The sequence below is a fragment of the Desulfatibacillum alkenivorans DSM 16219 genome, from assembly GCF_900142135.1.
Classification (GTDB): domain Bacteria; phylum Desulfobacterota; class Desulfobacteria; order Desulfobacterales; family Desulfatibacillaceae; genus Desulfatibacillum; species Desulfatibacillum alkenivorans.
Genome location: NZ_FQZU01000001.1, coordinates 365,576 through 391,965, shown reverse-complemented (window position 1 = coordinate 391,965; position 26,390 = coordinate 365,576). Strand labels below are relative to the sequence as shown.

Below are 26,390 nucleotides of genomic sequence, written 5' to 3'. Positions count from 1 at the left end.
TGTTTGCTCTCGCTCCTGGGCATTCGGGACAAAGTATTTGACTCATCCAGCCATGTGCATTAGATTCAGCGGGTCGTCCCGCAAGGGAAATGGGGTCAAATCTACGTTTGACGTTTGAGAAAGTTTGAAGGGAAATGGGGTCAAATCCAGGTTTGGCGTTTGAGAAGGTTTGCAGCTCCCCTATGCATTCCCGCGCGACAGCCGCGCCGCAAAAAAGCTGCTGCGCGACGCGGGCTGACAGCATGGGAACGAGACGGCGGCAATTGGAGGCATTCTTGCTTTTTTTGGGGCGGCCCTGGCGGAGCGGCGCCCAGCCAGAGTCGTAAAGCGGCATGAGGCGCGGCCTGGAAGGAATGTGGAAACCCTGGGCCGGCGGAAAAATGACATCGCTTGAACCAAGGTTAATGCCGGGTTTGAAGTCCACAAGCGATTTCGCCCATGAAAAGCGCAAAGCCGGACTTGGTAGCCCGGCCTAGAACCTACTTTTACGCGGCGCAGGTTGGGTTGAGCATGCGAAACCCAACAAAATCGGACCTTTCAAAGCTCGCCTTCGCACCTTAGCCAATTAAAAACTAACTCCTTAAAAATGATATTATGAAAAACATCTATCTTATAGGATACCGGGCCACAGGCAAGACCACTGTGGGCAAGGCGCTGTCCGCAGCCATGGACCGCCCCTTTGTGGACGCGGACGAAATGCTGGAGCGGGAGCAAGGCCGCACCATTGCGGAAATCGTGGAGGCCGGGGGCTGGGAGGAGTTCCGCAGGCTGGAAAAGGAGATCCTGAAACGGCTGTCCGGCATGGAGCGGCATATCATTGCGCCCGGAGGCGGCGCCATTCTGGATTCCGGCAATGTACAGGCCATGCAAGGCAGCGGTTTGGTGGTCTGGCTGACCGCGGACCCGAAAGTTATTTGCAATCGCCTTGCCGGTGATGATAAGACGGAGACTCAACGTCCCGCCCTAACGGATCAAGGCGTCCTGGACGAAATCAACACCGTGCTTGAACAACGCATGCCATTGTATAAAAAGGCGGCCATGCTGACGGTCTCCACGGAAGGGATCGGCGTGGACGAAATTTGCCGCAGGATTCTGGATTTGGCCGCCGGCCGGGACTCAGACTAAGGATGTAACAATGTCAGGTAACACTTTTGGAAAAGCCTTTCGCGTCACCACCTGGGGAGAATCTCACGGACCCGCCATTGGAGCGGTTGTGGACGGCTGCCCTCCGGGAATTCCCCTGACCGAGGAAGCCGTCCAGGTCATGATGGACCGGCGCAAGCCGGGCGCTTCCGCGGCCAGCACCACCCGGAAGGAAGAAGACCTTGTGCATATTCTTTCCGGCGTGTTTGAAGGACTCACCACAGGCACGCCCATCAGCCTCATGATCAAGAACAAGGACGCCAAGTCGTCCTCGTACGATCGGTTTAAAAACCTGTTCCGGCCGGGGCACGGAGATCTTTCGTATCAGAAAAAATACGGCATCCGGGATTACAAGGGCGGCGGACGGGCTTCCGCGCGGGAGACCGCAGGCAGGGTGGCCGCAGGCGCCGTGGCCGGGCTGCTTTTGGAGCAAGTGGGGATCAAGACCTTTGCTTACACCCTGGAGCTTGGCAGCGTAAAGGCGAAAACCATTGACCCGGAAGCCGTCGCCAAGAATCCTTTCGCCTGCCCGGACATGGAAGCGGCGGAAAAAATGGAAGCCCGGGTGAACGACGTGCGCAAGGACGGAGACTCCCTGGGCGGCGTGGTGCAGGTGCAGGCCGCAGGCGTTCCGGCCGGGCTTGGGGAGCCTGTGTTTGACAAGATTGACGCGCAGATCGCCAAGGCTATGATGAGCATCGGTGCGGTCAAGGGCGTGGAAATAGGCGCGGGCTTTGAAGCGGCGAGGCTGACCGGCTCGGTCAATAACGATCCGATTTGGGAAGACGGCTTTGAAACAAATAACGCGGGCGGAACCCTGGCCGGCGTTTCCAGCGGCCAGGATATTGTAGTTCGGGTGGCGGTCAAGCCCATTCCGTCCATCAGCGTTCCCCAGCAAACCATTGATGTGGACGGCAAGGAGGATACCATCCAGGTTGGAGGCCGGCACGACATCTCCGCCATCCCCAGGGTGAACGTGGTATGCGAGGCTATGCTGAATCTGGTATTGGCCGACTTCGTATTGAGACAGGCCCAGGTAAGGGCTTTGGAGTTGTTTGCAAAAAAAGCAGATTGATTTAAGAGGTGGATGTGGAAATACCGGGGTTTACGACCATAGGCATTATTGGAGGCACAGGCCAGATGGGCCAGTGGTTCAAAGAGTATTTTGAAAGCCTGGGCCATACGGTCCTGGTTTCGGGAAGAAAAACCGAGTTAACCTGGAGGGACCTGGCCCAACAATGCCGCGTGGTTATCATCAGCCTTCCCCTGGACGCCTCCATTGACATGGCCCATCAAGTCGGCCCCCTCATGAACAAAGACCAACTCCTCATGGACATGTGCTCCATGAAGCACGACATCAACCAGGCCATGAAGGAGTCCACCCAGGCCCAGGTCATCGGAACCCATCCCCTGTTCGGCCCCAGCACGGCGGGCATGGCCGGCCAAAACGTCATCGTCTGCCCCATGGGCGAAGGCCCCTGGCTCCCCTGGCTGGAAAGCCAGTTGGAAGCCAAAGGCGCCGTGGTGACCATCACGGACGGCGACACCCACGACCGCAACATGGCGGTCGTCCAGGCCCTGACCCATTTCATGACCATTTCCTTCGGCAAAACCCTGTTGCAGTTGGGGGTGGATCCCAAGGAAATCCGGCCGTACGCCACGCCCATATTCCGTTTGAAACTGGGGCTTTTGGGCCGCATGTTCGCCCAGGACACGGAGCTTTACCGGAACCTCATCTGCAAAAATCCCATGGCGTCCGAGGTCTTGGACCAGTTTCTCTCCTCCGCCGATGAGGTGAAAAATAATATCTGCCATGACCCGGAAATCATGGCGGCCATTGACGCGTTTTTGGGAACCTTCCCGGAGCAGGGCATGATCGAAAGCGACGCCTGCCTGGAGACCTTGGCCAAATTCAAGGAACGGGCGGTGTAAAGACGGACCGGACAATTACTATTAGCGAAGGACATCCGGACGGACGCGCGCCTGTAAAATCCTCCCCGCGGCCTTGGGGGCGCAAGCGGCCGTCGTCAACCTGATGAGTGAATCATCCGCCAAAACTTTAGCAGGTTTTCCGGAGCAGCCGGGACGGCGATCCTGGGCGGTGCTTCTGTTTTTCGCCGCCGTCGCATTGCTATGCTATTCCAGCGCCCTGCCCGGCCCCTTTGTGCAGGCCGACCTTCCCATGGTTGCGTCCAACCCGAACCTGAAAGCATTCACCCCTTCCCTGCATTCGGTCATTCAATTAGTCAAGGCCAATTCCACCCATCCATTTTCCGAGCTTTCCCTGGCCCTGAGCTATTACGTCCACGGCCCCAATCCTTTTTGGTTCCGATTTACAAATGTCGTCATCCATATTTTTGCCGCGTTTTTCCTCTTTTTGCTGCTTAAGACGACGCTTCAATTGCCGGGCGCAGGGCTGGACGCACACAAAGCCGCGCTGATCGCCTTTTTTGCAGCCTTGATTTTTCTGGTTCAGCCCGTGCAAACCCAGGCGGTATCCTACATCGTCAAACGCAAGTGCATTCTGCCCGCCCTGACAGCCCTTTTATGCATGCTTTTTTACGTAAAGGCGCGCCTGGCTTCTTCGGGTGGAAAGAGGATTGCGCTTTGGGCCGCTGCCGGAGTCCTGTTCGTGTTCACCATCGGGTCCAGGGAGAACATGGCCGCCCTGCCCTTTTTGATTGTGCTGTACGACTGCTTTTTCATACAGGACATGAGCCGGAAAAGCCTGATTCGAAGCCTGGCGCTTATGGCGGGCATGGCTCTGCTGGGAGTTTTTTCAGCGCTTGCGGTTATGGATTTCGCCCCCATGAATTGGCTGACGGAGCGATTCGTGGTCATGGACTTCACGCCGGCCCAAAGGCTCTTCACCCAGCCCCGGGCGGTGCTGACTTTATTGTCCTTGTTTATGTTTCCTCATCCCTCGCGCCTGAATGCGGATCACGACATTCCCCTTTCCAACTCCCTGCTGGCCCCGCCTTGGACCTTATTGTTCATGGCTGTAATCGCCTCTTGCATTATCTGGGCTGTCTTAAACGCCAAAAAACGGCGCATCGCCGCGTTTTGCATATTGTGGATTCTCGGAACCCTGGCTATCGAGTCTTCCGTCCTGCCTCTGCATCTCATGACCGAACACAGGTTGTATTTGCCGTCCCTGTTCGCCTGCCTGCTCGTCAGCTTTCTCTCCTTCACCTATTTGAGTAACAAACGGGCGGTCGCCATGCTGTGCTGCCTTGCCGCGGTTTTCAGTTTCTGGACCTGGCAACGAAACCACGTCTGGGCGGACGCCAAGGCCTTGAGGAAGGATTGCGCGGTCAAGTCGCCCAACCTCCTGCGTCCCATGCGCCATTGGGCGGAAACCTTGTTTTACTCGCAACGATACGCCGAGGCGGTCCCCGCCCTGGGTAAAACCCTGGCGCTGTATAAGGATTTTCACGCCAGAAGGATTGCAAGGGCTAAAAGCAGTGAGCAAAAGGGCGACATCTACCATGCCATGCGGCATTACGAGATGGCCCGGTTCGCCGAAAAGCTGTATGCGGAGGACGGCGCCAACCTGATCGCCGCCATGAAGGCGATGGGCATGGAGGAACAGGCCCGCCACAAAACCAAAGAGATTGCTCGCGCCAGCCGGGAAATGGCCGCCAAATACAAGAACCTGGGCGGTTTGCTCATAGCACAGGGCATGGCGCATCAGGCCAGGGCGATCTGTGAGGAAATACTGCAATACGATCCCAATGACTCAGAAGCCATCGTAACATTAGGCGAGGCATCCTTTTCGGAAAAAGATTGGACCCGGGCGGAGAAATACTTCCAGCGAGCCTTGAGTTCCAAACAGCAAACAGCCAGGGCCAACCTGGGGTTGGGGATGGTGTATTTGGAGCAAGGGGACAAAATAAGGAGCGCCAAGCGCCTTGGCAGGGCTTTAAAATCATTTCAGCAAGAGAATGCCAAAGACGCTGCGCCTGTTTGGCGGCTTTATTTTATAATGAAGCAGGATTCCGGAAAAGTAGGATTATTGCTTTCGCGCTCCCAAGCCCGCCCTGCTCCGGCGGAAGGATTTGAATTAGGCGAGTGCATTGGGTCATTTTCGGGAGGGCGTGAGCAATTGGCTGCGTTTCTCACGCCGTATGAAAACAAATTTGTCTGGGATGGTTTTCGTTAGACCAAATTTTGTTGGGTGAACCTGCACAGCTTCGGCGGCTTCGAGGATTGCCTACATAGTTGTAACATATTGGATTTTAGATATTTTACCATAGCAGAACCACCCTACGGCTTTTCTTGTTGCGACGTAGGGTAGAGCCCCGCGAAACCCAACAAAAAAACCAGCCAAGCGCCCGCGAGCCGCCCATCCGCTAAAATGAATCAGCGGGCGCAAATGCCCAGGATGACCTTTTCCATGATCATTTTGTCGTAATGCGGGGGATAGCGTTTGATGTCCCGGTCCGCCTGGATCAGGAGATCCATGGCGTTTGTCAATTCGTCCATGGTGAAGTTTTCCGATTCCTTGAACGCCAAATAGATGGGATAGGCATTACGGCCTGGGGGGGCCACAAACAGGTCTGTGGTGAGTTTTTTGGCGGCTTTCCTGGTTTTCCTGGGTTTCTTGCCCGGTTCTTCCTTTTCCTCCACCTTTAATTGATCATCCCACGCGTCCAAAACCGCCTGGGTGCGGGCGTCGTGATCAGAGATCGCCGGCATAACCGTGCTTTTAAAGGCATTGAAATTCATGCCCTTGTTCCAGCGGTTTCCAAAGGGGCCGGCCAAAAAGGTTTTGATGGCCAAAAACCGGCGCAAGTGGTTGGCGCTTGCCGCGGCTACGGCCAGGGGATGAAAATCCCCGGCAAGGAGTCGATCCAGCAAGGCCAGGGATTCCTGGGCGTTTTTGGAAGCCAGGGCGTTGGTGAACGCGAAGATGGGGTCTTCCTTGGTGCGGGAGACCACGGCTTCCACGTCCCTTGCCGTGATAACGGGCCGGTCGCCCACGTAGGAGGCCAGCTTTTCCAGGGTATTGGTGAAGGTGCGCAAATCCGCGCCGATGCGTTCCTGGATCATGGAAAAAGCCCGGGGCTCCATGGATTTGCCGCGGGCGTCCAGCACCTTGTTCATCTGCACGGTCAGGGCCTGAGCCTGGGCCTGCTTATCCGCCTGGACGTTGCCCTTGGGCACGGAGCAGTCCACCACCACGCCGTGGTCCTTGATGTACTTGAAAAGCTTTTTGCGTTTGTCGGCCAGGTCGGCCGTGATGATCAGGTGGTTATCCCCGCATCCCTGCTCCAGAACCTGGACGATCATTTCGCCTTCGTCCAGGTAGACGGGGACCTTTTTGCCCTCGTCGATGCAATGGGCCAGGGATTCCTCCAGCCAGTCTCCGGCCAGGCCCTTGTGATCCTCGGGCAGGTTCAGGCTGGCTACGGGGTCGGCCCGGTTAAGGTCTTCCAGGCTGATCTTTCTGATGCTCAAATAATCCAGGACAAAGCGTGCGGCCCGCGCCACGCCTTTATTCTTGAAAGCGTCCTCCGCCTTTTCCAACAGGGCGATGGTTTGCTTTTGGGAGTAAAACACTTTGGAGTCCAGCCAGGCTGTGACCTTGGTTCCCGGAAACATGGGATAGGTCTGGAGGCTGGCGGCGACGGACGAGGCCGGGGCGTCCCTGCCGTCCAGGGGATCGTAGTTAAGCCCCTGCTGCTCCTTGGGGACCATGGCGTCCAGGAGTTTGGCGAAGGCCTCCTTGTACAGCATTTCGTCCCCGTAAATCAGGTAGGCCGGGGCAAAGCCGTCTTTTGGCTTTAGAACGGAATTCAAATTGGCGTGGTTGATCTCCATCAGGCGATCTTCCGTTTACGGAGTTTCAGCAAAAAGACGACGGCCAGGACGACCAGGACGACCGCCGCAGTCTGAGACGGCGAAAGCAGCCCCAAAAAATAAGCCCCCCGGTCATCCCCGCGCAGAAACTCAATGCAGAACCTGAAAATTGCGTAAACCAGGATATACGTCCAAAAAACCTGGCCATGGAAGGTTTTGCGCGGCCTGACGATGAAAAACAATAGCGCGAAGATGCAGAACAAGCCCAGGGAAGAATACAGTTGCGTGGGATGCAAGGGAATGTTCAAAGGCGCCAGGCATTGCTGGTTGGTGAAGGTCACGGCCCAGGGCAGGTCCGTGGGCCTGCCGTAGCAGCATCCGGCGCAAAAACAGCCAATACGGCCGAAGGCGTGTCCCAACGCTACGGAAGGCGCCAGGATGTCGATGGTCTTCCAGGCGTCCATGGAGTACTTTTTGACAAAAAAGGCGAACACGCCCAGAGCGCCTATGAACCCGCCGTAAAAAACCAGGCCGCCCTTCCAGATTTTTATGATGTCCACAGGATTGCCGGCGAACTCATGCCAATTGAATATGACGTAAGGAACCCGGGAAGCCAGGGCGCCGACCAGGACCAGATAAAAGCACAGGTCCATGATGCGTTCGGGATATTCATTTTGCAGCCGGGCTTCTCTGGAGGCCAGAAACATGCCCAGCAGAAAACCCACGGCGATCATGAATCCATAGGAGTGAAGCGTAAGCGGTCCGATTTGGATCAGAACAGGATGCATGAACGGCTCCCAAGCCGGGCGGGAATCACAAAGGGTCCTTGCCCGTGAGAAAATACAGCATAAGCACGGCCACCCCAATGGAAATGGCCATATCGGCTATGTTGAACGGAGGCCAGGGATTGAACAGGTTCATGGGGACCGCCGGAATGTAAAACTCCAGAAAGTCCACCACCTTGCCGTCCCTGAAAAGCCGGTCTATGAGGTTGCCCATAGCCCCGGCGAAAATGCAGCACAAAGCCAGGGAAAACCATCGGCTTTCATAAGGCGTCTTCTTGTAGAGCACAAGCACGATGATTGCGGCGATGCTGGATACGCCCAGAAAAAGCAGGATGCGAACCCACGAGGCCGCGTCCGCTCCCAGGCCGAAGGCCCCGCCCGTGTTGTACAAGTGGGTCAGGTAGAAGAAGCCCGGGATCATCTCCACGCTGTCGGCGTATTGAATGCGGACCAGGACCGCCATTTTGACGGCCTGATCCGCAATCACAATAGGCAGGACCACGGCGATGAACCGCAGCCATTTTTTCAAGGCCATGTTTTCCATTCGCGTTCGCTGGTCCCGGCTTATGATTCCATTTGAGCCAGGGCGTCACGGCATCTCAGACACACCGTGGGCTGTTCGGCGTCGTCTCCCACGGTGGTGTCGTAAACCCAACAGCGCTGGCATTTTTCGCCGGGCGCGGCCTTGGCGCCCACGGCAAGGGCCAGGGTTTCGCTCTTGAAGGCGTCTTCGGGCGCCGCATCCGTGGTCAGGACGACTTCAGACACGATAAACAAGCGCCTGAGCTCGTGCTCGTAGGGGGACAGGGACTTGAACAGGTCCTCGTCCACGTACAGGGTTACGGAAGCGTCCAAAGGATGGCCAACGACCTTGGCGGCCCGGGCTTCTTCCAGGGCCTTGGTCACTTCGCCGCGAACCTTGCGGATAAGCTCCCATTGGGCGGCCAGCTTCTCGTTCTGCCAATCGGGATCCACTTCGGGGAACAATTCCAGGTGCACGCTTTGCTTCTTGCCTTCCACCTGGGGCATATACTCATAAACCTCTTCCGCAGTGAAGGAAAGAACGGGCGCCATGAGCTTTACAATGGCGTCGATGAGTTTGTACAGCACGGTCTGGGCGCTTCTCCTGGCGTGGGAGCCGGGAGGGGACACGTACAGCCTGTCCTTGAGGATGTCCAGATAAAAGGCCGAAAGGTCCACGGCGCAGAAGTTGTGCAGCGCGTGATAGATCACGTGGAACTCGAACTCGTCGTATGCGGCCCTGCAGCGGCGGATGAGCCCTTGCAGCTTGTGCATGGCGTAGCGGTCGATTTCCAGCATCATGTCCTGTTCCACGGCGTCTTTTTGAGGATCGAAATCGCCCAGGTTGCCCAGAATGAACCGGCATGTGTTGCGGATGCGCCGGTACGCGTCGGACAATTGCTTGAGGATTTCGTCGGAAATCCGGATGTCGTCCCGATAGTCGGCGGCGGAAACCCACAGGCGCAGGATTTCGGCGCCATGGGATTTGATCACCTTGCCGGGGGCGATGACGTTGCCCACGGACTTGGACATTTTACGGCCCTTGGCGTCCACCACAAAACCGTGGGTGAGGACCGCCTTGTAAGGCGCCTTGCCCCGGGTGCCCACGGCGGACAACAGGGAGCTGTGGAACCAGCCGCGATGCTGGTCGCTGCCTTCCAGGTACATGTCCGCGGGCCAGCGCAGATAGTCGCGGGCCTCCAAAACCGCTGCGTGGCTGACGCCGGAGTCGAACCACACGTCCAGGATGTCGGTTTCCTTTTCAAAGGAGGAGCTTCCGCACTTGGCGCACTTGGTTCCTTCGGGCAGCAGGTCCGCGGCGGATTCCGCAAACCATACGTCCGCGCCCTGCTCTTCGGTTTTTTTGGCCACGTTTTCCACGACATCCATGTTGACCAGCAACTCGCCGCAGTCCGCGCAGTAAAAAGCCACGATGGGCACGCCCCAGGAGCGCTGGCGCGAAACGCACCAGTCCGGGCGGTTTTCGATCATGCCGTAAATCCGGTCGCGGCCCCAGTGGGGAACCCATTTGACCTGGTCGATCTCCGTAAGCGCGGCTTTTCTCAAGCCGGTCTTGTCCATGGAGATGAACCATTGGGGCGTGGCCCGGAAGATGACCGACTGCTTGCAGCGCCAGCAATGGGGATAGGAGTGCTCCAATCCTTTGGAGAGGATGAGCGCGTTGTTCTCCTCCAGCTTGGCGATGACGTTCTCGTTGGCCTTGAACACGAACTGGCCGGCGAAAAATTCCACGTCGTCTTCAAAACAGCCCTTGTCGTTAACCGGGGAGTACGGCTCCAGGCCGTAAGCCAGGCCGACCTCATAGTCCTCGCGGCCGTGGCCGGGGGCGGTGTGCACGCAGCCGGTGCCCGCTTCCAGGGTCACGTGGGCGCCCAGGACCATGAGGGATTCGCGGTCGTAAAAGGGATGGCGGCATGTTTTCTTTTCCAGGAGCGAAGAGGCGAAGGTCGCCAGAACCTTGTAATCCTCGATGCCGAAATCCTTCATATTGGATTCCACCAGGTCGCTCGCCAGAATCAGGACTTCGTCTCCGTTCACTTCCACGGCGGAGTATTCAAAATCCGGGTGCAGGCAGATGGCCAGGTTGCCGGGCAGGGTCCAGGGCGTGGTGGTCCAGATGACCACAAAGACCTTTTTGCCGGCCAGTTCGGGAATGGCCTGGGCGAAATCGTCGTCCGCGGCGAACTTCACGAAGATGGACGGGCTTTTTTCGTCCTCGTACTCCACCTCGGCCTCGGCCAGGGCGGTCTGGCAGCGGTTGCACCAGTACACGGGCTTTTTGCCGCGGAACAAGGCGCCGTTGTCGGCGAACTTGCCGCATTCGCGCATGATGTCCGCTTCGTACTTGTAGTTCATGGTCAGGTAGGGGTTGTCCCACTCGCCCCAGACGCCCAAACGCTTGAACTCCCCGCGTTGGATGCCGATAAAGCGTTCCGCGTACTTGCGGCATTCCTGGCGGATCTGGACCTGGGTCATGTCCGCCTTTTTCTTGCCAAGCTCCTTGTCCACGTTATGCTCGATGGGCAGGCCGTGGCAGTCCCAGCCGGGCACGTAAATGGCGTCGAATCCGGCCATGTTCCGGGAACGGATGATAATGTCCTTCAAAATCTTGTTCAGGGCGGTCCCGATGTGAATATTGCCGTTGGCGTATGGAGGGCCGTCGTGCAATATAAAGCGCGTACGTCCCTCAGCTTCTTTGCGTAGGGAGTTGTACATGTCGGCCTTATCCCAGTTTTCCAGCATGACAGGCTCTTTCTGGGAAAGGTTGGCCTTCATGGGAAAAGAGGTCTTAGGCAAATTCAGGGTTTTTTTGTAGTCCATCACATCCTCCGGGACCTTTTAATGTATGCTTAAGATATCGCTCAAGATATCTTGGATGAAGGGTTTTGAACCGCCGCGCCTTCGCGGCTTTGCCAATACTCGTTCAAAGAACCATATTTTTTATGCCAGGGAGGCCCCGGTGTCAAGTCCCGTTAAGCAAAGAAACGCCCTAAATAATTGACACCCTATAAACCCGGTGGTATTAAGATGATTCTCAGGGGAGGCGCCAAGGGCGCCGCCTGATTAATTTGGCCGCTTTTCAGGAACAGATAAAAACCGGATCGCTGTTCCAAGGAGGACGTTATGATGGGTGGAATCGGCTCCACAGAACTTTTAATCGTACTGGGCATTGTGATTATCTTGTTCGGAGGAAAGAAAATCCCGGAAATCGGCGCCGGTCTGGGCAAAGGCATCCGCAATTTCAAGAACGCCACGTCCAAAAAAGAGATCGACGAAAAAGCCGAACCGGAAGAAAAAGAAAAAATCGAAGAATAGTCCCTTGTCAACCCATTCAGCCCATGCCAAGGCGCCCTTCCAACGAGCGCCTGGCATTGCCTGCCGCGACTGCACGCCAAACCTTTCCTTTCTTAAGGAGCGACGCCGCCATAGCCTGGACGCCGTTTTTTCAAAACCGGCCATTGACAGGTTTATCAGGCGTTTTTTCGCAAAAATAATAGTTTTTTCATCAAACAAACCGTGGTTGGAATAAAAAAGTTTTGACGCAGCCGACGGGGACAAACTGGTGCGTCCTTTTTTGCGTCATAGGGCTTGGGCATTGCCTTAGGCGCGGTAAGGCGGAAAAAAGGATGGGCGATCCAAGGGGTGTAATTAACGCGGCGCGTCACTGAACCCTGAACAATCGGTAAAGGTTTCAATTGACATAACCGTCTTATCTTACTAGAAAACTCCTATGAATGAAAAAACTGAACATAGCGCCGCAGCCCCCGGCGGGAAAGGCTCCATTAAAAGGAAAATCGGCCGGGCGAAAGGGAAACCGCCTTCCGCAGCCAAGGGACTTTCACCCAAAAAGCGCAAGGCCGCGGCAAAGGGCGAAGTTGCGAGGGAGAAGATACTCAAGGCCGCGCGCACGGTTTTTTCCAAGCACCCCTATCATGCGGCAAGCATTCGCATGATCGCCAGGGAGGGCGGATTCGACCATCCCCTGATCCACTATTACTTTCCCACCAAGGCCGATTTATTCGGGGAGGTGGCCCGGGAAATGTTCGAGGAGTTCAAGGAAACCCGGGACTGGCTGGCCGAAGGCCTGGAAAAAGTCGATCCCCTGGAAATCACGGGAGTCTTTATCGGACGGGCTCTCACCCGGGCTTTCGCTAACCTGGAGCCCCTGGGAGTGCTCACCCAAAACCTGGCCCAAACCTCCAATATTGAAGAAATCCCGGGATACCACTATATCCCGGAAGTCTTCGGCATGGTCCGCAAATCCTTTGTGGAAAAATTTCCCGCCTGGATTTCGGAAAAGGAAGCGGACCAACTTATATACAGCTTTACCAGCCTCTTGTTCATGTACGTGGGAACCTCTTGCCAGGCCCAGGTCATGCGCATGGACTTCCATTCCTTTGAATACCGCGAATGGGTGGAGGAAACCCTGGTAGGCATGTTCCGGCCCCACGTGGAAAAGGCCCTGGCCATGGGCAGGGGGAAAATTCAACCTGAAATATAAGAGGCATCCTTCGTGCTTGACAAGGCGTACGTTATGACGTACTTTTTATAAGAAATATAGGAGGTGCATTATGCCGACGTTATCCGCCACAGAAGCCCGGGCCAATCTTTACCGCCTAATAGACGAAACGACCGAGTCCCACGACCCTATTCTCATTACGGGCAAGAGGGGCAATGCGGTTTTAATATCGGAAGATGACTGGCGGTCTATCCAGGAAACTTTGTACTTACTAAGCATTCCAGGCATGAGGGAATCCATTCTGGAAGGCATGAATACCCCGATTGAAGAATGCTCCGAGGAGCTTGATTGGTGAAATGGCGCATTGTCTTTTCAAAACAAGCCCAAAAAGACGCCAGAAAGATTTCGGCCGCAGGATTAAAACCCAAGGCGGAGGCGCTGTTTCGCATCCTTTCCGACAATCCTTATCAGACGCCGCCTCCCTATGAGAAACTCCTTGGCGATCTGAAAGGCTCCTATTCTCGCAGAATCAACATCCAGCATCGTTTGATTTATCAGGTCATTGAGGAATCTCGTATAGTCAAAGTAGTCCGCATGTGGAGCCACTATGAATAACTCAATGAAAATACTCAAGCAATCCTATCTTCCGCCAATTTAAATACGATGAAAACAATGATTGAGAAGATTTGCTGGCACGACACGGTCATCCACAAAGCTTTGGAAATTCCATCGGAATCAAAATTGCTTTTTGAGGTGGACTATCCGGAGGATTGGGATAGCCAAAGGTGGGAAATTCGTATCATTAAATTTGAAGACCTCAAGCGTTATGAAATTCATGAGGGACCTTTTAACGGTTCCCCCACAATTCTACAGACTGATCTTTTGACTATGGATGAATACGGGTTCTATTTGCTGCGCATTGAAACCAATGCCGGGCATCGACTTGTCCAATGTAAAAGCATTTCCATTCTTAAGGGAAGAATTGCTGGACTGGAAATCGAAGGATAAAATGAAAAAATACCTCAGAGCGACAAACATCATAGACTGGAATCATCCGGCCGTTTTGGAACAGGCGATGAAACTTAAAGGAAATTGCTCCGATCCCGTAAAAATCGCCAAGGCCTGTTTTGAGTGGGTGCGGGATAATATCAAGCACAGCGGGGACTGCAAGGCGGAGGTCACGACCGTCAAGGCCTCGGAGGTTTTGGAGCACGGGACAGGATGGTGCTTCGCCAAAAGTCATTTACTGGCCGCCCTGCTCCGGGCCAACGGCATTCCGGCCGGATTGTGCTATCAACGTTTATGCCGGGACGACGGCAAGGGCTTCACCCTTCACGGTCTGAACGCGGTGTTCTTGCCCGAATTCGGGTGGCATCGGATCGACTCCCGGGGACAAAGGCCGGGGTGCGACGCCCAATTTTGCCCGCCCCGGGAAAAGCTGGCCTTTCCCGTGACCGAGGAAGGCGAAATGGATTTTTGGGAGATCTGGCCCGACCCCGCTCCCGTGGTGATTGAATGCCTGGAAAAACATACAGGATGGGAGGCCGTGGCCGCCAACCTGCCGGACATCGCCTATATAAAGGAATAGCGAGGCCTGCAAAAATGATCAAAGTGTTCAGCCCGAATGGCGAGCTTGAAACGGCCTTTATCAAAAGCCTGTTTAACGGGGAAGGCATCCCGTTTTATATCCATAACGATCATTTCGGGTCTTTGGAAATCGGCCCGTCCATCTATTTGTACAACAAAAAGACGGTGCTCGTCCCGGAGGAAATGTACGAAAAGGCGCGGAACCTTATCACGGATCTGGTTATAGAACCTCATCAAACGGGAGAACGGGGGAGGACTGCATACCCGTGGAAGGAAAAGGTCCGGGTTATTATGGAATTTCTCCTGCTTTCCTGGTTCATCCCTCCGCGCAAAAAAATAAGGAGCGACAATGAGTTGCCTTGAAGTATTGCTGCCTGTGGCCGTAATCTGGGCCGTGGCCGCCGTAACGCCGGGGCCGAATTTTTTCATTACCGTGCACACGGCCGTGGCCCAAAACCGCAGGTCAGCCCTGTTTGTGGTCGGAGGAATCGTGTTCGGCACGCTTTTGTGGGCCCTGGCTGGTTTTTTTGGGGTTTCACTGATTTTCACAACGGTTCCGGCGCTTTATTACACCTTTAAGATCGCCGGCGGGCTGTATCTGATCTATCTGGGCTTCAACCTGTTGCGGGGCAAAAGGAAAAACAGCGGCGCTCCGGCGGAAAAAAAGCGTCTTTCGTCCTTTGGCTGCTTTCGGCTTGGGTTCAACACCAATATATTAAACCCCAAGACAGCGGCCTTTATGGCCAGCCTGTTCGCGGCGGCGGTTCCTGCCCAGGCTTCCCTGGAATTGGGAGGGCTCTGCGCGCTGACCATATGCACCGTGTCGACATTGTGGTATTCTTTTGCGGCCTTGGTATTCTCCCTGGACCGGGCTCGGGAAGCCTACCAGCGATTCAGGACTCGCATAGAACGGGCGGCCGGGGCGGTGTTCGTTTTTTTCGGGGTGAGACTGGCTGTTACCGACTAATTTCAACTTACACAATTTCGCCATTGCACAGGCCTTGCAACTGACGATGCGATAGCCGGCCGCGCTTCAGCATTATTTTTCGGGACGCGATGCATTTTATATCTCAAGCATCACTTTAGGACGCGCCTTTTGTGCTCCGCACCCAGGCAGGATACCGCTCTGCCTGGGCCACCCGATGCGCCTCGGGCCTCGACCGCCCCTTTGGCTTGCGCATTTATCCCAGGTTTAAACAAATATACTGCGGCAATATAGCCCACATCACGCCCTTGCATCTTGGGCCTGCCAGGGTGGCCCAGGAAACTTGCTTTCCTGGACGCGCCAGCGCAAAAGGAGCGGCCCGGAGAGATAATTGCATTCCGGAATGTCCGGCGGGCGGACAGCGGCCTGTCGAGGTAAAAAAAAGGCCGGACGCCCCTTGGGGAGGCGGCCGGCCGCTCTGCTTTTGGGATGCAGAATTTTTTTAGTTCAGGGAAGCAAGGTAAGCCCGGAGGTTTTTCTTGCTTTTTTTCAGTCCCAGTTTGGTCCGCAGGCTGTCGCGGTGGAATTCCACGGCCCGTTTGGAAATGTTGAGCAGCTTGGCGATTTCCTTGCTGGTGGTGCCCATGCGCACCAGATTGGCCACTTCAATTTCCCTGGGAGTCAGTTCATTATGCTTTTCACCGATCATGCGCATGAAGGGCGAAATCAGGTCCGTCAAATTGGTTTCCACAACATTTAAATAAACCCTTTGGTTGATGTCCAAGGGGGTGTTCTTGAGGCGGGATACGTAAGGCAGGATGAGGTCTTCCACATTGGCCAGAATGCGTTGCTCGAAGTTCTTGGCGTCATTTTTGGTTTGATCCAAAAGGGTCCGGAGAGCTTTGTTGACTTCTTCCAGCTCCCTGGTTTTCACTTCCAGCTCAGGGTTGGTCATGGGAGCGGGGCCGGCCGGAGTGGATTGGGCCAGGGCTTCCTGGGCTTCCCTCAACTCGCTGACATCCACAACCGTGGTGGCCATGCAGGATTCTCCGTTGACGATGATCTTTTCCGCGGAGTACAGGCCGTGTTTCAACTTGCCGCCGAAGCGGTCTTTTATCTCGAAGTTGCGGATACTGCCATCTCTCTCCACAATCTTCCTGATAACTTCCCGTTCCTTGGGATCGTCCCACATCCCCAATTCCAGGGTTGTGCGTCCCAGTAATTCCTCACGCATCAGTCCAGTCATCTGGCAAAATCGAGCATTTGCTTCGATGATAAGCCCGTCGATGAGCCGGACGATGGCCATGGAATAAGGCGCGACTTTAAAAGCCATGGTAAATTTGTCGCCGGCGACGCGCGCCTTCAAATCATTCAGTTCTTGTTCTAATTCCTCATACTTAGGTTTGTCTGACATGTGTGAACCTCCTTATGAATCCACGCAGTAAATTTGAAAGGTACTCAAGTTGTGCCCGCCATTGTCGGTGTAATGTCCGGGCGGATGGCATTTTCTGTAGGCATGGTATCATCTGGTGATAATAGGTGTCAACATTAGGAAAGCAAATTTTTATCCAAAAAATCAATGGGCAAGTTTCGCGCTTGCCGGGATTGCACAAAAAGCCATTCCGATGTAAAATGTCCATAGAATCAAATCACCAAACCAACCACAAGGGCCGCAGCCCGGGAGGGGGTTACAAATAATGGGCGTTACAGCATTCACCACCAAAGAGCCGTTCGACCTTCAAGGATTCATGGACCGGTTCCGGGAAGCCGAAGACGATTCCACGGGAACCATTGTGATGCATCACGGCAAGGTCAAGCGGCCTGGGAAGGTGGTGCGGGATTTTTCCCGGGTGCTGTTGGAGCCTGTCCTCCCAAGTCCTGAGAAAGGCATGCAACAAATAGGCCAAAATATCCTGAAAAAATATGGCCTCAACCAGGTTTTTATCGTGCACCGCACAGGCGAGATCCATGCCAGGGATGACGTGTTATTTGTTGCTGTGTCGGCGGTCACACGGGATATTGCCTTTTCAGGCTGCGCTGATATTGTGGATGCGATTAAAGAAGAAAAAATACTCCGGCTAGTGGAAGTACCGTAAAACAGGATTTTGTCCTGTACGCCAACAAAAACCTAACAATCACACTTGAACAAGGGGGTTCGAGATATGGCTGAAAAAGTCACGGTTACCGTTCTGGCGAAAATGAAGGCGGAAGGCGAAAAAATCACCATGCTGACGGCATACGACTATCCTTTCGCACGCATGGTGGACGAATGCGGCGTGGACATGATCCTTGTGGGGGACTCCCTGGGCATGGTGGTCCAGGGGGAGTCAAGCACCCTGCCTGTCACCATGGACCAGATGGTCTACCACACCACCCTGGTGGCCCGGGCCGCCAAGAGGGCCATGGTCGTGGGGGACATGCCCTTCATGAGCTACCAGACCTCGGTGAAGGACGCCGTGAAAAACGCCGGCCGCTTCATCAAGGAAGCGGGCGCTGCAGCCGTCAAGCTGGAAGGCGGCGCCGCCGTGGCCGACCGCATCAAAGCCATTTCCGAGGCCGGCATTCCGGTCCAGGCCCACATCGGCCTCACCCCCCAGTCCGTCCATCAGATGGGCGGCTTCAAGGTCCAGCGCCAGGAGGAGAGGCTGTTGGAAGACGCCCGCATTGTGCAGGAGTCGGGCGCCTTTTCCGTGGTTCTGGAAGGCATTCCCTTTGAAATTGCAGAAAAAATAACCAAAACCCTGTCCATCTCCACCATCGGCATCGGCGCCGGGGTCCACTGCGACGGCCAGGTTCTGGTGATCCACGACGCCCTGGGCGTCAACGAAGGCCATGTGCCCAAATTTGTCAAAAAATACAAGGAACTGGCGAAAATCGCCCGGGAAGGCATCACCGAATACGTGGACGAAGTCAAAAGCCAGGCTTTTCCCACCAAGGAACACAGTTTTAAATAATCTTTCCAGGGAGGAGCCAAACCATGACAAAGCCCGCATTTTCCATCATCGGCTGCGGAACCGTGGGGACCTGCCTGGCGGACCTGCTGCATCGCCTGGGCTACCCCGCGGCCGGACTGGCCAGCAGAACCAGGGCCTCGGCGGAGAAAACCGCCGCCGTTGTGGGGGCAGGCCAGGTCTTCGATAAGGTGGAGGACGCCGCCCTTGCCGGAGACATGGTATTTATCACCACCACGGACGACGCCATCGGTCCTGTTTGTCAGGACATTTCCTCCAAAAAAGGCTTTAAAAATGGCGCCGTGGTCCTCCATTGCAGCGGCGCCTTGTCCTCCGAGCTCCTTGCATCCGCCCGGGATTGCGGCGCCTACGCCGGCTCCATGCATCCCCTCCAGAGCTTTGCGGCCGCCAAACCGGGAGTGAATCTTTTCGAGGGCATCCTGGTTTCGGTGGAAGGGGACGCGCCGGCCCGGGATATGGCAAGACAGGCGGCCGAGGATCTGGGAGCCATGTGCGCCCAAGTGGACACCAACTCCAAAATGCTGTATCACGCAGCCGCCGTGGCGGCTTCCAACTATCTGGTGGCCCTGCTGAATTTGGCCTTTGAGTTGAATCAGGGCGCGGGCATCGAGCCCAAGGAATCTTTGGCGGGGCTTATGCCGCTCATCCAGGGCACCTTGAAAAACATCGAGGTCCAGGGCATTCCCAACGCCCTCACCGGCCCCATCGCCCGGGGGGACGTGGGCATCGTCCGCCGGCACGTGGAGGAAATCAGGGCGAAGACGCCCCAAATGCTGGCCTTGTATCAGACCCTGGGCGCCCAGACCGTGGACATCGCCCTGGCCAAAGGCTCCATTGACGAAAAACGGGCGGATGAATTAAAGGCCGTCTTAAAATAGTGCATCCTTTTTAACCAGGGACTTATCCTTAATTATACAGCCATTTCAGTCGCCGGGAGACGGAATCCCTATATATTAAGGAAGGAGATTGTAAACCGTGCGTGTTTCCAAGTTGTATCAAGATTCTCAAAAACCCGTCGTTTCCTTTGAATTTTTTCCGCCCCGGGACGAAAAGGCGGGCCAGGCCTTTGACAAGACCATCGACGCCTTGAAGCCCCTAAACCCGGATTTCATGACCATGACCTTCGGCGCCGGAGGGTCCACCAAGGACGGCTCTTATCAGGCGGTGAAAAATCTCATGGGCCGGGACATCGCCACCGTGGCCTACCTGGCGGGCTTCGGCCTGAGCCCGGACTACATCACTCAGGTTCTGGACCGCTATAAGGAATTGGGCGTGGAAACCATTTTCACCATCCGGGGGGACGAACCCAGGGAAAAGGACTTTCAGCCTCACCCGGACAGCTTCCCCTACGCCTGCGACCTCATCGAATTCATCGCATCCAAGTATGATTTCGACCTGGGATGCGCGGGCTATCCCGAAGGCCACATAGACGCCGAATCCCTGGACAAGGACATCGAATACTTAAAGCGCAAGGTGGATAACGGCGCCAAATACGTGGTCTGCCAATACTGCTACGACGAGAACGTGTTCTTTGCCTATGTGGATAAATGCCGGGCCGCCGGAATCCAGGTTCCCATCATTCCGGGAATCATGCCGGTGTACACGGTCAAGCTCACCCGCATGCTCGCAAGAATCTGCGGAACCACCATTGTGGACGGCATGGCCGCCAATCTTGAGAAGTTGGAAGGCGCCGACGCCCAGGCGGTTTTTGACTACGGCGTGGAATTCGCCCTGGATCAATGCCGGGGCCTGTTGAAAAAAGGCGTGCCCGGCCTGCATATTTACACCATGAACCGGGCGCCCTCCACCACCCGGATTATCACCGCCCTGCGCGAAGAAAACCTTCTGTAGCCGATCTTATCCAACAGGCCGGGCGCCGTCAGGCGTCCGGCCTGTTTCGTTTCCATCCTTGTTAATGCTGTTTTATTATTGTCTTTGTGTGGAAAATCCGCCGAAAATATGCCAAAGTATTCCGGCATCCATGACGCTCATAAAAACAGCTTCTCTTGGCGGGAAAGGCGGCGGAGTCATGCTCCCGCCGTAGGCCTGTTCAATGCCCTATCATTATATATTGATCGCCCTCTCCACTGTGGTAGGGCTCTTATTTATCGCAAGACTCCGCAAGTATGAACTCCATGAAAAAGAGCCGTGGCGTTATCTCATCGCCGTCACCGCCTGGGGCGGCGGGGTCTCCATTGCTCTGGCCTCGCTTCTGTATGTGCTGGTTGCATCCTGGGGAGTGGAAATCAGCCTGCAGAGTATACACGGCCCCCTGATAGTGGGTTTGGTGGAGGAGTTCGCCAAACTGGCGGCCTTTTGCTCCGGGCTTTGGTTTTTTTATAAAAAAATGAACGAGCCCGTGGACGGCCTGGTATATATGTGCTGCATTGCGCTCGGCTTTTCCCTGGTGGAAAATTACGCCTACTCCGCAAGAACCGGCCTGGCGGTTTTTCACATAAGGTCCATCCTGTGTACGCCCATGCATATGCTTTTCAGCGTTCCCATGGGTCTGGGCGTGTACACCGCCCTGCGTCATGGGGCGGGACTCAAGATGCTTTCAGCGGCCTTCGCCTACGCAGTGCTGACCCACGCCGCTTATGACTGGCTGGTCTCCAATTATCCCAACCTGTTCGTTATGGCGATCATGATCGGCGCTTGCTACGCGTTAACCATGATGCTGGTGGAATACACCACTGCGAATTCGCCCTTTCGGATATCTTTGGAAGAGGCGGTCCGCATGGCAAAACCCATCCCGCAAAAAGGCGTCAAGTGTCCGGCGTGTCTGAACGAAGCGGATAAGCCGGAATATAAAATCGGCAGAATATCTCTGCACCAGTGCCCATCGTGCGGAAGATTCATAACCAAGGAAAAAAACCTGCCGTTGATCCAGCGTTTTTTCGGCTCCGTCTTCAAAAGCCGTCAAAAAACGCGGGAGGATATTGAACGCGCCAAGCGCTTCAAGGCTTTATTCACCAAAAATCAAAGGACCAAAATGCTGGCCTTTGAATTGCAGCCCATGAACGCCCATTTGGAAACCTTGAACCGGGAGATGTGCGCCCGGGTGGAAGCCAAATGGTGGTATCCCAAAGAATCCCGGTTGTCCGAAAGTTTTGTTCAACCTCAGCCCGCCTGCGCCCCTAAGGCGGATGCAAAAGCTAACCCATCAACCCAAATCATTGCCGAAAAAGAGTCCTGCGCCCCTGTCCCTTTTACAGCAGAGGCTCCTCCTTCGTCTCCGGATCCCGAGCTTGGCAATGCCCCATCAGCCGTCGATTATCCAAAGGAGGATGTCTGCTGGCTGGAGCGGGAAACTGTGCTGCCCGAGGCGGAGCTTAAAAGGGTTGAGCAAAGGGCCTTCGGATTGCTGGAGGAGCAAAAGATCGAGCAGACTTCCGCCGACCTGGAAAATGACGGCGTCGTCATCTGGGGCCGTCGCCGGTCTGATATTGGTTTTGTATCAGGCTTACTGCCGTCGCAGACAGCCATGGCCGCCGACCGGGAGTCCGGAGCCGCCATTCGCATCGCCATCAAAGAGCATGAAGACGGCGTCCACGTAAAAATTTCCACCGCGCCCCTTTCCGTTGAATACAATGACAATGTGGAAAAATGCAGCGCAGACGCCGCAGAACTAAGCGCCGACCCTTCGGAAAGCAAACTGATCAACGACGCCCTGGCTTTCAGCCTGTTCAAGGCGTTTAAAACGCCCCCGATCTTTAGCCCCCTTGGGCCGTTTGAAGGGGTTGGCGTAAAGGAAATCCTGTTCTATCTGATCATTAATCCTTTTGATATTTTTGAACGCAAAAAAAAGCTGCACACGCCCCCGGAAAAAGGAGGCCGCTTTATTGTTTCCGCCTTTATTTTTCCGGAATACTGGTTTTTGTGGAACGAGCTGTGGGGCGGGACCGCGGTCTCTTTGGCAGCGGACATCATCATGCTGCGGCAGCTGATTTATTGCTGGGAGCCTTTTCCCCTGCGGGTTTTCGCATTATGCGCATTCTTTGGAGTTCGGCTGCTCTGGGGGGTCAAAGGGGCGAAAATGTACTACGCCTATCACGGCAAATGGCCGCCCCGGCCTTTACCCTGATTTTGTCGCGGTCAGCCGCAGTTTTCTCCGGCGCATTGATTGCCTCCGGCCAATCTGCATAAAGTTCGGATGTACTCCGCCAATCATCCAAGATTACTGTCATTCAAGCAACTTACACATTCACCTTCCGGGCTTTTGGACCATAACCAGGCGCTATTCCACAATGACCCTGGGTCCCCGTTTCCGGGAGTGCAAAGTTGGGGGGACACGATCCTTATCTCATCGGAGTCCTTGCTGATTAGGTTCGCTATCTCCGAGATAAGGTCATGTCCCCCCAACTCATCCCGCCGGCTCCCTCCACGGGGATGACGGAGTATGGCGGCCGTAGCAGCCGTGCTGCATTGTTGGGTTTCGCGGCGGCGACGTGAACGTTAAAAAATCGATCTTGGCTGGATGCACTTTTTTACTTCAAATAGCTATTACAGCGCTCTACCCAACCTACGTTTTATCAAAAAAATAGTAGGTTGGGTAGAGCTTGCAGAATTTTTTCAAAGAAGGGATGTCCATCCCCCGCCGGAATAGTGGTTAACGCCTGAAACATACGCGCGAAACCCAACAAATGGATTTGCGCCCCGAAAACTATCTGTCAGCCTTATAAGGCCGTCATCCCGGCAAGGGCGATCCGCCTTTCAGGATCGTCCGCAAGCCGGAACCCAGCGTCGTTCATAGACTTGCTCTGAAAGATGATTACTTGCTTGATGGCTCTTTGGTATGAGATGCAAAAAGCAAAAGCCCCCGGCGATGGATTTAATCGCCGGGGGCTTGTCATTTTCAAACTGCTGGCGGACCGCCTTTTCAGGCTGTCCCTGCAACCATGGAATTAGAAGTAGTACTTCACGCCCACGGTGGCGGTGAAGGCGTCCATGTCAATGTCGCCGGAGGTAATGGTGACGCCGTTCACGTTTTCATCCCAATCAGCATTGTTCCACGTGTATTTGAGATCCAGATCAAAGGCCACGTTTTCGTCCACAAAAACTTCAGCGCCGCCGTTGACGTGGAAGCCGAAGCTATTTTCCAGGTCAATTCCATAAGTCTGGGGAGCAGCATTGTTCACCATGGTGCTGGAAATGTCAAAGTCGTTGAAGTAGTAGCCCACGCCCGCGCCGATATAGGGGCTGACAATGGAGTCATTGGGGTAATGCAGGCGGGCCGTGAGGGTCCAAGGCACCTGGGTCACTTCACCCACGTCAATGGAAACTCCGAAACCCGAGGCGTCCATATCGGTCGCGGTGTAGCCCAGGAACATTTCCAGGCTGAAAAAATCCGTGAAGAAATAATCCGCATTGGCGCCAAAAATAAAAGCGCCGTCAAACTCCCCGTCAATTCCGGGAGCATCCGGAATGCTGGTGTCGGAAATCTGGTTATACCCCAGTTCCAGGCCGATTCCGATTTTGCCCGCCGTGTCCGCGGCCATTGCAGAGCCAGCCATGAGCATCAGGCCGATCATGCCAACAACCATTACCACAGAGATCTTTTTCATAGTGTTCCTCCTTTTACCTGATGTGAAAATTGTTGCACTCTCCCGCAGCCTCTTTCCGCAGGATGAAGAGCGCAAGTTGCATACCTTATTTTTCCCGTCAAACTCTGTTACAGTCCTTAGTACAAAACGCCATGGAAAATCCACCCTTTTTTTATTGAGCGCCTGGGAAAGCAAGCCATTGAAGCGCGGATTTTATTCAAACTGTTTCCGGGTATGGGACTGAGGATACCGTTTTTTGGGATGGAAGAAAAGAAAAAACAACTGATTTAATCCCCTCTGGGTCATTTCCTTGTCATTATGATTCCCTTATGTTATGTTCATAAAACGGATCGGGACAATATTCTTTCTGCTGATTTATTTCAGCATGTTAGTTTTCTGGAGAACAGGCTGTTGCAATACAAACATATTTTCGGTCCCGTCCCTTCCAGGCGCCTGGGCATTTCCCTGGGGGTGGACCTGGTACCGCCAAAAACCTGTTCGCTCGACTGCGTCTATTGCGAATGCGGCTCCACCACCCACTTGACAGTCAAGCGAAAAGAATACGTTCCGACTCAGGAAGTGCTTGATGAAATCCGCCATTGCCTGGAACAAGCCCCCGCGTTGGACTACGTCACCTTTTCCGGCTCCGGAGAGCCCACGCTGCATAGCGGGCTGGGGCGGATAGCGGCTTACATCAAGCAAAACCACCCGGATTATAATTTGGCGCTGTTGACCAACGGCGCCCTGTTTTATTTGGAGGACGTGCGGGAAGACGCCGCCATGACGGACCTTGTCATCGCCTCCATTGACGCTGGAAGCCAGGAAAAGTTTCAACAGGTCAACCGGCCCCATCCCCGCCTGACCGTTCCGGCCATGGTGGATGGATTGGAGGCCTTCCGCAACGCATACTCGGGCCAGTTATGGGTGGAGGTCTTTCTGGCCCAGGGCATTAATGACGGCGACAAGGAACTGGAGCTTATCCGGGGCGCCATTGACAGGATAAAACCTGACAAGGTGCAGATCAACACCCTGGATCGCCCCGGAACCGAGGATTGGGTGAATCCGGCCTCGCCCGAAACCTTGGAGCGCGCCCGGGAAATGCTGGGCGGAGAAATCATAGCAAAAGCGGCGGCCGCCTCCAAAGAGGCCAAAGCAATCTATAATCAGGAAGAGCAAATTTTGGCGACCATCCGCCGCAGGCCCTGCACAGTCCAGGATCTGGCTCAGGCCTTGGGTATGCACGAGGCCCAGGTGAGAAAACACCTGGCCGGTCTCGAACAGGCGGGAAAGGTCGTTTTGCAACCCCAGACTCGCGGGATGTTTTACAGGGCTGTCCAGGGATAGAAGCACTAACGGGGAGCCCCGATTGCTTCGTGTTCCATCCATGATGGGAGGAAAACCATGCCGATTTTTCTTTGGGAAGGTAAAAACAGGAAAAACATCGCTCAAAAGGGCGAAATCGAGGCGCCGGACGAAAACGCCGTACGGCTGCATCTTAGACGTCTTCAAATCACGCCTTCAAAAATCAAGAAAAAACCAAAGGACTTGTTTGAAGGGGTGGAGTTGTTCCAGCCCAAGGTGTCGCAGGACGACGTCATTATTTTCGCCCGGCAGTTCTCCACCATGATTGACGCCGGCCTTCCGCTGATTCAGTGCCTGGACATCCTCCACAGCCAGGAGGAAAACAAGACTTTCAAGAAAACCCTGAGAGATATCAAAAGCTCGGTGGAGGGAGGGTCCACCCTGGCGGACGCCTTGCGCAAATATCCCAACCAGTTCGACGACCTTTTCGTCAACATGGTTGCCGCCGGCGAGATCGGCGGCATCCTGGACACCATTTTGCAACGCCTTGCAGCCTACATGGAAAAGGCGGCCGCCCTTAAAGCCAGGGTCAAGGGCGCCCTGACCTATCCCGTCATCGTTATCATCGTGGCCGCCATCGTGGTCGGCGTCATCCTGGTTTTCGTCATCCCGACATTTGAAAAAATGTTCGCCGACTTTGGCAAGGCCCTGCCGGCGCCAACCCAGTTGTGCATCGACCTGAGCCGCTTTACAACATCAAACATAGTCTACATTATCGTCACCCTTGTTCTGAGCATCTTTTCGTTCAAACGCTTTCTGGGCACGGATAAGGGACGGGCCCTGTTTGACGACGTCATCCTCAAAGCCCCGGTTTTCGGTCCACTGCTCAGAAAAGTGGCGGTGGCCAAGTTCACCCGCACCATGGGCACCATGATGTCCTCGGGCGTCTCCATTCTGGACTCCCTGGATATCGTGGCCAAAACCTCGGGCAACAAAACCGTTGAAAAAGCTATCTTTTCGGTCCGGGCGGGAATCACCGAAGGCCGCACCATGGCGGACCCCCTGGCGGAAACGGGGGTTTTCCCGTCCATGGTCGTCCAGATGATTTCGGTGGGCGAGCAAACAGGCGCCCTGGACACCATGCTGGAAAAAATCGCGGACTTTTACGACAACGAAGTGGATCAGGCGGTGGACAACCTGACCTCCATGATCGAACCTTTTATGATGGCCTTTTTGGGCGTGGTCGTCGGCGGCCTGGTTATCTCCATGTATCTCCCCGTGTTCCAGATGGCCGGCGCCGTGGCTGGTTAGACTCCTCCGGAGAGACGG

Annotated in this window: 25 protein-coding genes; 19 read left to right on the top strand and 6 right to left on the bottom strand. The window is 55.0% G+C overall.

The features are described from left to right. The first annotated feature begins 594 nt into the window (after nucleotides 1-594). From BUE18_RS01550 to BUE18_RS01535, 4 genes are all read left to right on the top strand, one after another. A complete protein-coding gene (locus BUE18_RS01550; protein WP_073472164.1) occupies nucleotides 595-1,125 on the top strand; it encodes a shikimate kinase in 531 nt (176 codons plus the stop codon). A 10-nt stretch (nucleotides 1,126-1,135) separates the two neighbouring features. Beyond that, nucleotides 1,136-2,218, top strand: coding sequence for a chorismate synthase (gene aroC / locus BUE18_RS01545; RefSeq protein ID WP_073472163.1), 1,083 nt, complete (start codon nucleotides 1,136-1,138; stop codon nucleotides 2,216-2,218). A gap of 14 nt (nucleotides 2,219-2,232) precedes the next feature. Next, on the top strand, nucleotides 2,233-3,075 hold the full coding sequence (locus tag BUE18_RS01540; protein ID WP_139264579.1) for a prephenate dehydrogenase/arogenate dehydrogenase family protein: 843 nt from the start codon (nucleotides 2,233-2,235) through the stop codon (nucleotides 3,073-3,075). Nucleotides 3,076-3,178: 103 nt separating this feature from the next. After that, nucleotides 3,179-5,305: a tetratricopeptide repeat protein gene (locus BUE18_RS01535; protein ID WP_139264578.1), complete on the top strand. Its 2,127-nt coding sequence runs from the start codon at nucleotides 3,179-3,181 to the stop codon at nucleotides 5,303-5,305. Nucleotides 5,306-5,505: 200 nt separating this feature from the next. Here the strand turns inward: BUE18_RS01535 and holA are convergent, their stop codons facing one another. The 4 genes from holA to ileS are packed head-to-tail and all read right to left on the bottom strand — an operon-like array spanning nucleotide 5,506 to nucleotide 11,093. Further along, nucleotides 5,506-6,966 carry a DNA polymerase III subunit delta gene (holA, locus tag BUE18_RS01530; RefSeq protein ID WP_073472157.1) on the bottom strand — a complete coding sequence of 487 codons (1,461 nt, stop codon included), beginning with the start codon at nucleotides 6,964-6,966 and terminating at the stop codon, nucleotides 5,506-5,508. After that, entirely contained in the window at nucleotides 6,966-7,733 is a 768-nt protein-coding gene (lgt, locus tag BUE18_RS01525) for a prolipoprotein diacylglyceryl transferase (RefSeq protein WP_073472155.1), read from the bottom strand. The genes holA and lgt overlap by 1 nt, the downstream gene beginning before the upstream one ends. Nucleotides 7,734-7,758: 25 nt before the next feature. After that, on the bottom strand, nucleotides 7,759-8,259 hold the full coding sequence (gene lspA / locus BUE18_RS01520; protein WP_244549257.1) for a signal peptidase II: 501 nt from the start codon (nucleotides 8,257-8,259) through the stop codon (nucleotides 7,759-7,761). Nucleotides 8,260-8,294: 35 nt separating this feature from the next. After that, complete coding sequence (gene ileS, locus BUE18_RS01515) at nucleotides 8,295-11,093, bottom strand: isoleucine--tRNA ligase (protein ID WP_073472152.1); 2,799 nt, start codon at nucleotides 11,091-11,093, stop codon at nucleotides 8,295-8,297. Nucleotides 11,094-11,396: 303 nt separating this feature from the next. Between ileS and BUE18_RS01510 the strand changes: the two genes are divergently transcribed. The 8 genes from BUE18_RS01510 to BUE18_RS01475 all read left to right on the top strand — a co-directional run bounded on the left by BUE18_RS01510 (nucleotide 11,397) and on the right by BUE18_RS01475 (nucleotide 15,286). After that, nucleotides 11,397-11,588: a twin-arginine translocase TatA/TatE family subunit gene (locus tag BUE18_RS01510; protein WP_073472150.1), complete on the top strand. Its 192-nt coding sequence runs from the start codon at nucleotides 11,397-11,399 to the stop codon at nucleotides 11,586-11,588. 415 nt (nucleotides 11,589-12,003) lie between these two features. Further along, nucleotides 12,004-12,774, top strand: coding sequence for a TetR/AcrR family transcriptional regulator (locus BUE18_RS01505; protein ID WP_073472149.1), 771 nt, complete (start codon nucleotides 12,004-12,006; stop codon nucleotides 12,772-12,774). A gap of 70 nt (nucleotides 12,775-12,844) precedes the next feature. Next, nucleotides 12,845-13,087: a type II toxin-antitoxin system Phd/YefM family antitoxin gene (locus BUE18_RS01500; protein ID WP_012610904.1), complete on the top strand. Its 243-nt coding sequence runs from the start codon at nucleotides 12,845-12,847 to the stop codon at nucleotides 13,085-13,087. Next, nucleotides 13,084-13,347 (top strand): Txe/YoeB family addiction module toxin, encoded by a 264-nt coding sequence (locus BUE18_RS01495; protein ID WP_073472147.1) that lies wholly within the window; start codon nucleotides 13,084-13,086, stop codon nucleotides 13,345-13,347. Before BUE18_RS01500 ends, BUE18_RS01495 begins: the two co-directional genes overlap by 4 nt. A gap of 57 nt (nucleotides 13,348-13,404) precedes the next feature. Next, on the top strand, nucleotides 13,405-13,740 hold the full coding sequence (locus tag BUE18_RS01490) for a hypothetical protein (protein WP_073472145.1): 336 nt from the start codon (nucleotides 13,405-13,407) through the stop codon (nucleotides 13,738-13,740). A gap of 1 nt (nucleotide 13,741) precedes the next feature. Further along, complete coding sequence (locus BUE18_RS01485) at nucleotides 13,742-14,320, top strand: transglutaminase-like domain-containing protein (RefSeq protein WP_073472144.1); 579 nt, start codon at nucleotides 13,742-13,744, stop codon at nucleotides 14,318-14,320. A 14-nt stretch (nucleotides 14,321-14,334) separates the two neighbouring features. Then, nucleotides 14,335-14,682: a putative signal transducing protein gene (locus BUE18_RS01480; protein WP_073472142.1), complete on the top strand. Its 348-nt coding sequence runs from the start codon at nucleotides 14,335-14,337 to the stop codon at nucleotides 14,680-14,682. Further along, nucleotides 14,669-15,286, top strand: coding sequence for a LysE family translocator (locus BUE18_RS01475; protein WP_073472141.1), 618 nt, complete (start codon nucleotides 14,669-14,671; stop codon nucleotides 15,284-15,286). Before BUE18_RS01480 ends, BUE18_RS01475 begins: the two co-directional genes overlap by 14 nt. A 460-nt stretch (nucleotides 15,287-15,746) precedes the next feature. Here the strand turns inward: BUE18_RS01475 and BUE18_RS01465 are convergent, their stop codons facing one another. Beyond that, nucleotides 15,747-16,658, bottom strand: coding sequence for a LuxR C-terminal-related transcriptional regulator (locus BUE18_RS01465; RefSeq protein WP_073472138.1), 912 nt, complete (start codon nucleotides 16,656-16,658; stop codon nucleotides 15,747-15,749). Between the two features lie 283 nt (nucleotides 16,659-16,941). On the opposite strand from BUE18_RS01465, the gene BUE18_RS01460 reads away from it, so the two are divergent. The 5 genes from BUE18_RS01460 to BUE18_RS01440 all read left to right on the top strand — a co-directional run bounded on the left by BUE18_RS01460 (nucleotide 16,942) and on the right by BUE18_RS01440 (nucleotide 22,300). Beyond that, nucleotides 16,942-17,340 (top strand): molybdenum cofactor biosynthesis protein MoaE, encoded by a 399-nt coding sequence (locus tag BUE18_RS01460; protein ID WP_073472136.1) that lies wholly within the window; start codon nucleotides 16,942-16,944, stop codon nucleotides 17,338-17,340. Between the two features lie 66 nt (nucleotides 17,341-17,406). Continuing rightward, nucleotides 17,407-18,198, top strand: coding sequence for a 3-methyl-2-oxobutanoate hydroxymethyltransferase (panB, locus tag BUE18_RS01455; protein ID WP_073472134.1), 792 nt, complete (start codon nucleotides 17,407-17,409; stop codon nucleotides 18,196-18,198). A 23-nt stretch (nucleotides 18,199-18,221) separates the two neighbouring features. Beyond that, entirely contained in the window at nucleotides 18,222-19,094 is an 873-nt protein-coding gene (locus BUE18_RS01450; RefSeq protein ID WP_073472133.1) for a Rossmann-like and DUF2520 domain-containing protein, read from the top strand. Nucleotides 19,095-19,191: 97 nt separating this feature from the next. Continuing rightward, complete coding sequence (locus BUE18_RS01445) at nucleotides 19,192-20,067, top strand: methylenetetrahydrofolate reductase (RefSeq protein ID WP_073472131.1); 876 nt, start codon at nucleotides 19,192-19,194, stop codon at nucleotides 20,065-20,067. Nucleotides 20,068-20,269: 202 nt separating this feature from the next. Then, the gene (locus BUE18_RS01440; protein ID WP_073472129.1) at nucleotides 20,270-22,300 is read left to right on the top strand and encodes a PrsW family intramembrane metalloprotease; all 2,031 of its coding nucleotides are present in this window, start codon (nucleotides 20,270-20,272) and stop codon (nucleotides 22,298-22,300) included. Nucleotides 22,301-23,120: 820 nt separating this feature from the next. Here BUE18_RS01440 and BUE18_RS01435 read toward each other — a convergent pair. Then, the gene (locus BUE18_RS01435) at nucleotides 23,121-23,780 is read right to left on the bottom strand and encodes an OmpW/AlkL family protein (protein WP_073472128.1); all 660 of its coding nucleotides are present in this window, start codon (nucleotides 23,778-23,780) and stop codon (nucleotides 23,121-23,123) included. A 390-nt stretch (nucleotides 23,781-24,170) separates the two neighbouring features. Here BUE18_RS01435 and BUE18_RS01430 point away from each other — a divergent pair, with 390 nt between their 5' ends. Then, nucleotides 24,171-25,103, top strand: a complete 933-nt coding sequence (locus BUE18_RS01430; protein WP_073472126.1) for a radical SAM protein — start codon at nucleotides 24,171-24,173, stop codon at nucleotides 25,101-25,103. A 57-nt stretch (nucleotides 25,104-25,160) separates the two neighbouring features. Next, nucleotides 25,161-26,372, top strand: a complete 1,212-nt coding sequence (locus BUE18_RS01425; RefSeq protein WP_073472124.1) for a type II secretion system F family protein — start codon at nucleotides 25,161-25,163, stop codon at nucleotides 26,370-26,372. The last annotated feature ends 18 nt before the right edge of the window (nucleotides 26,373-26,390 follow it).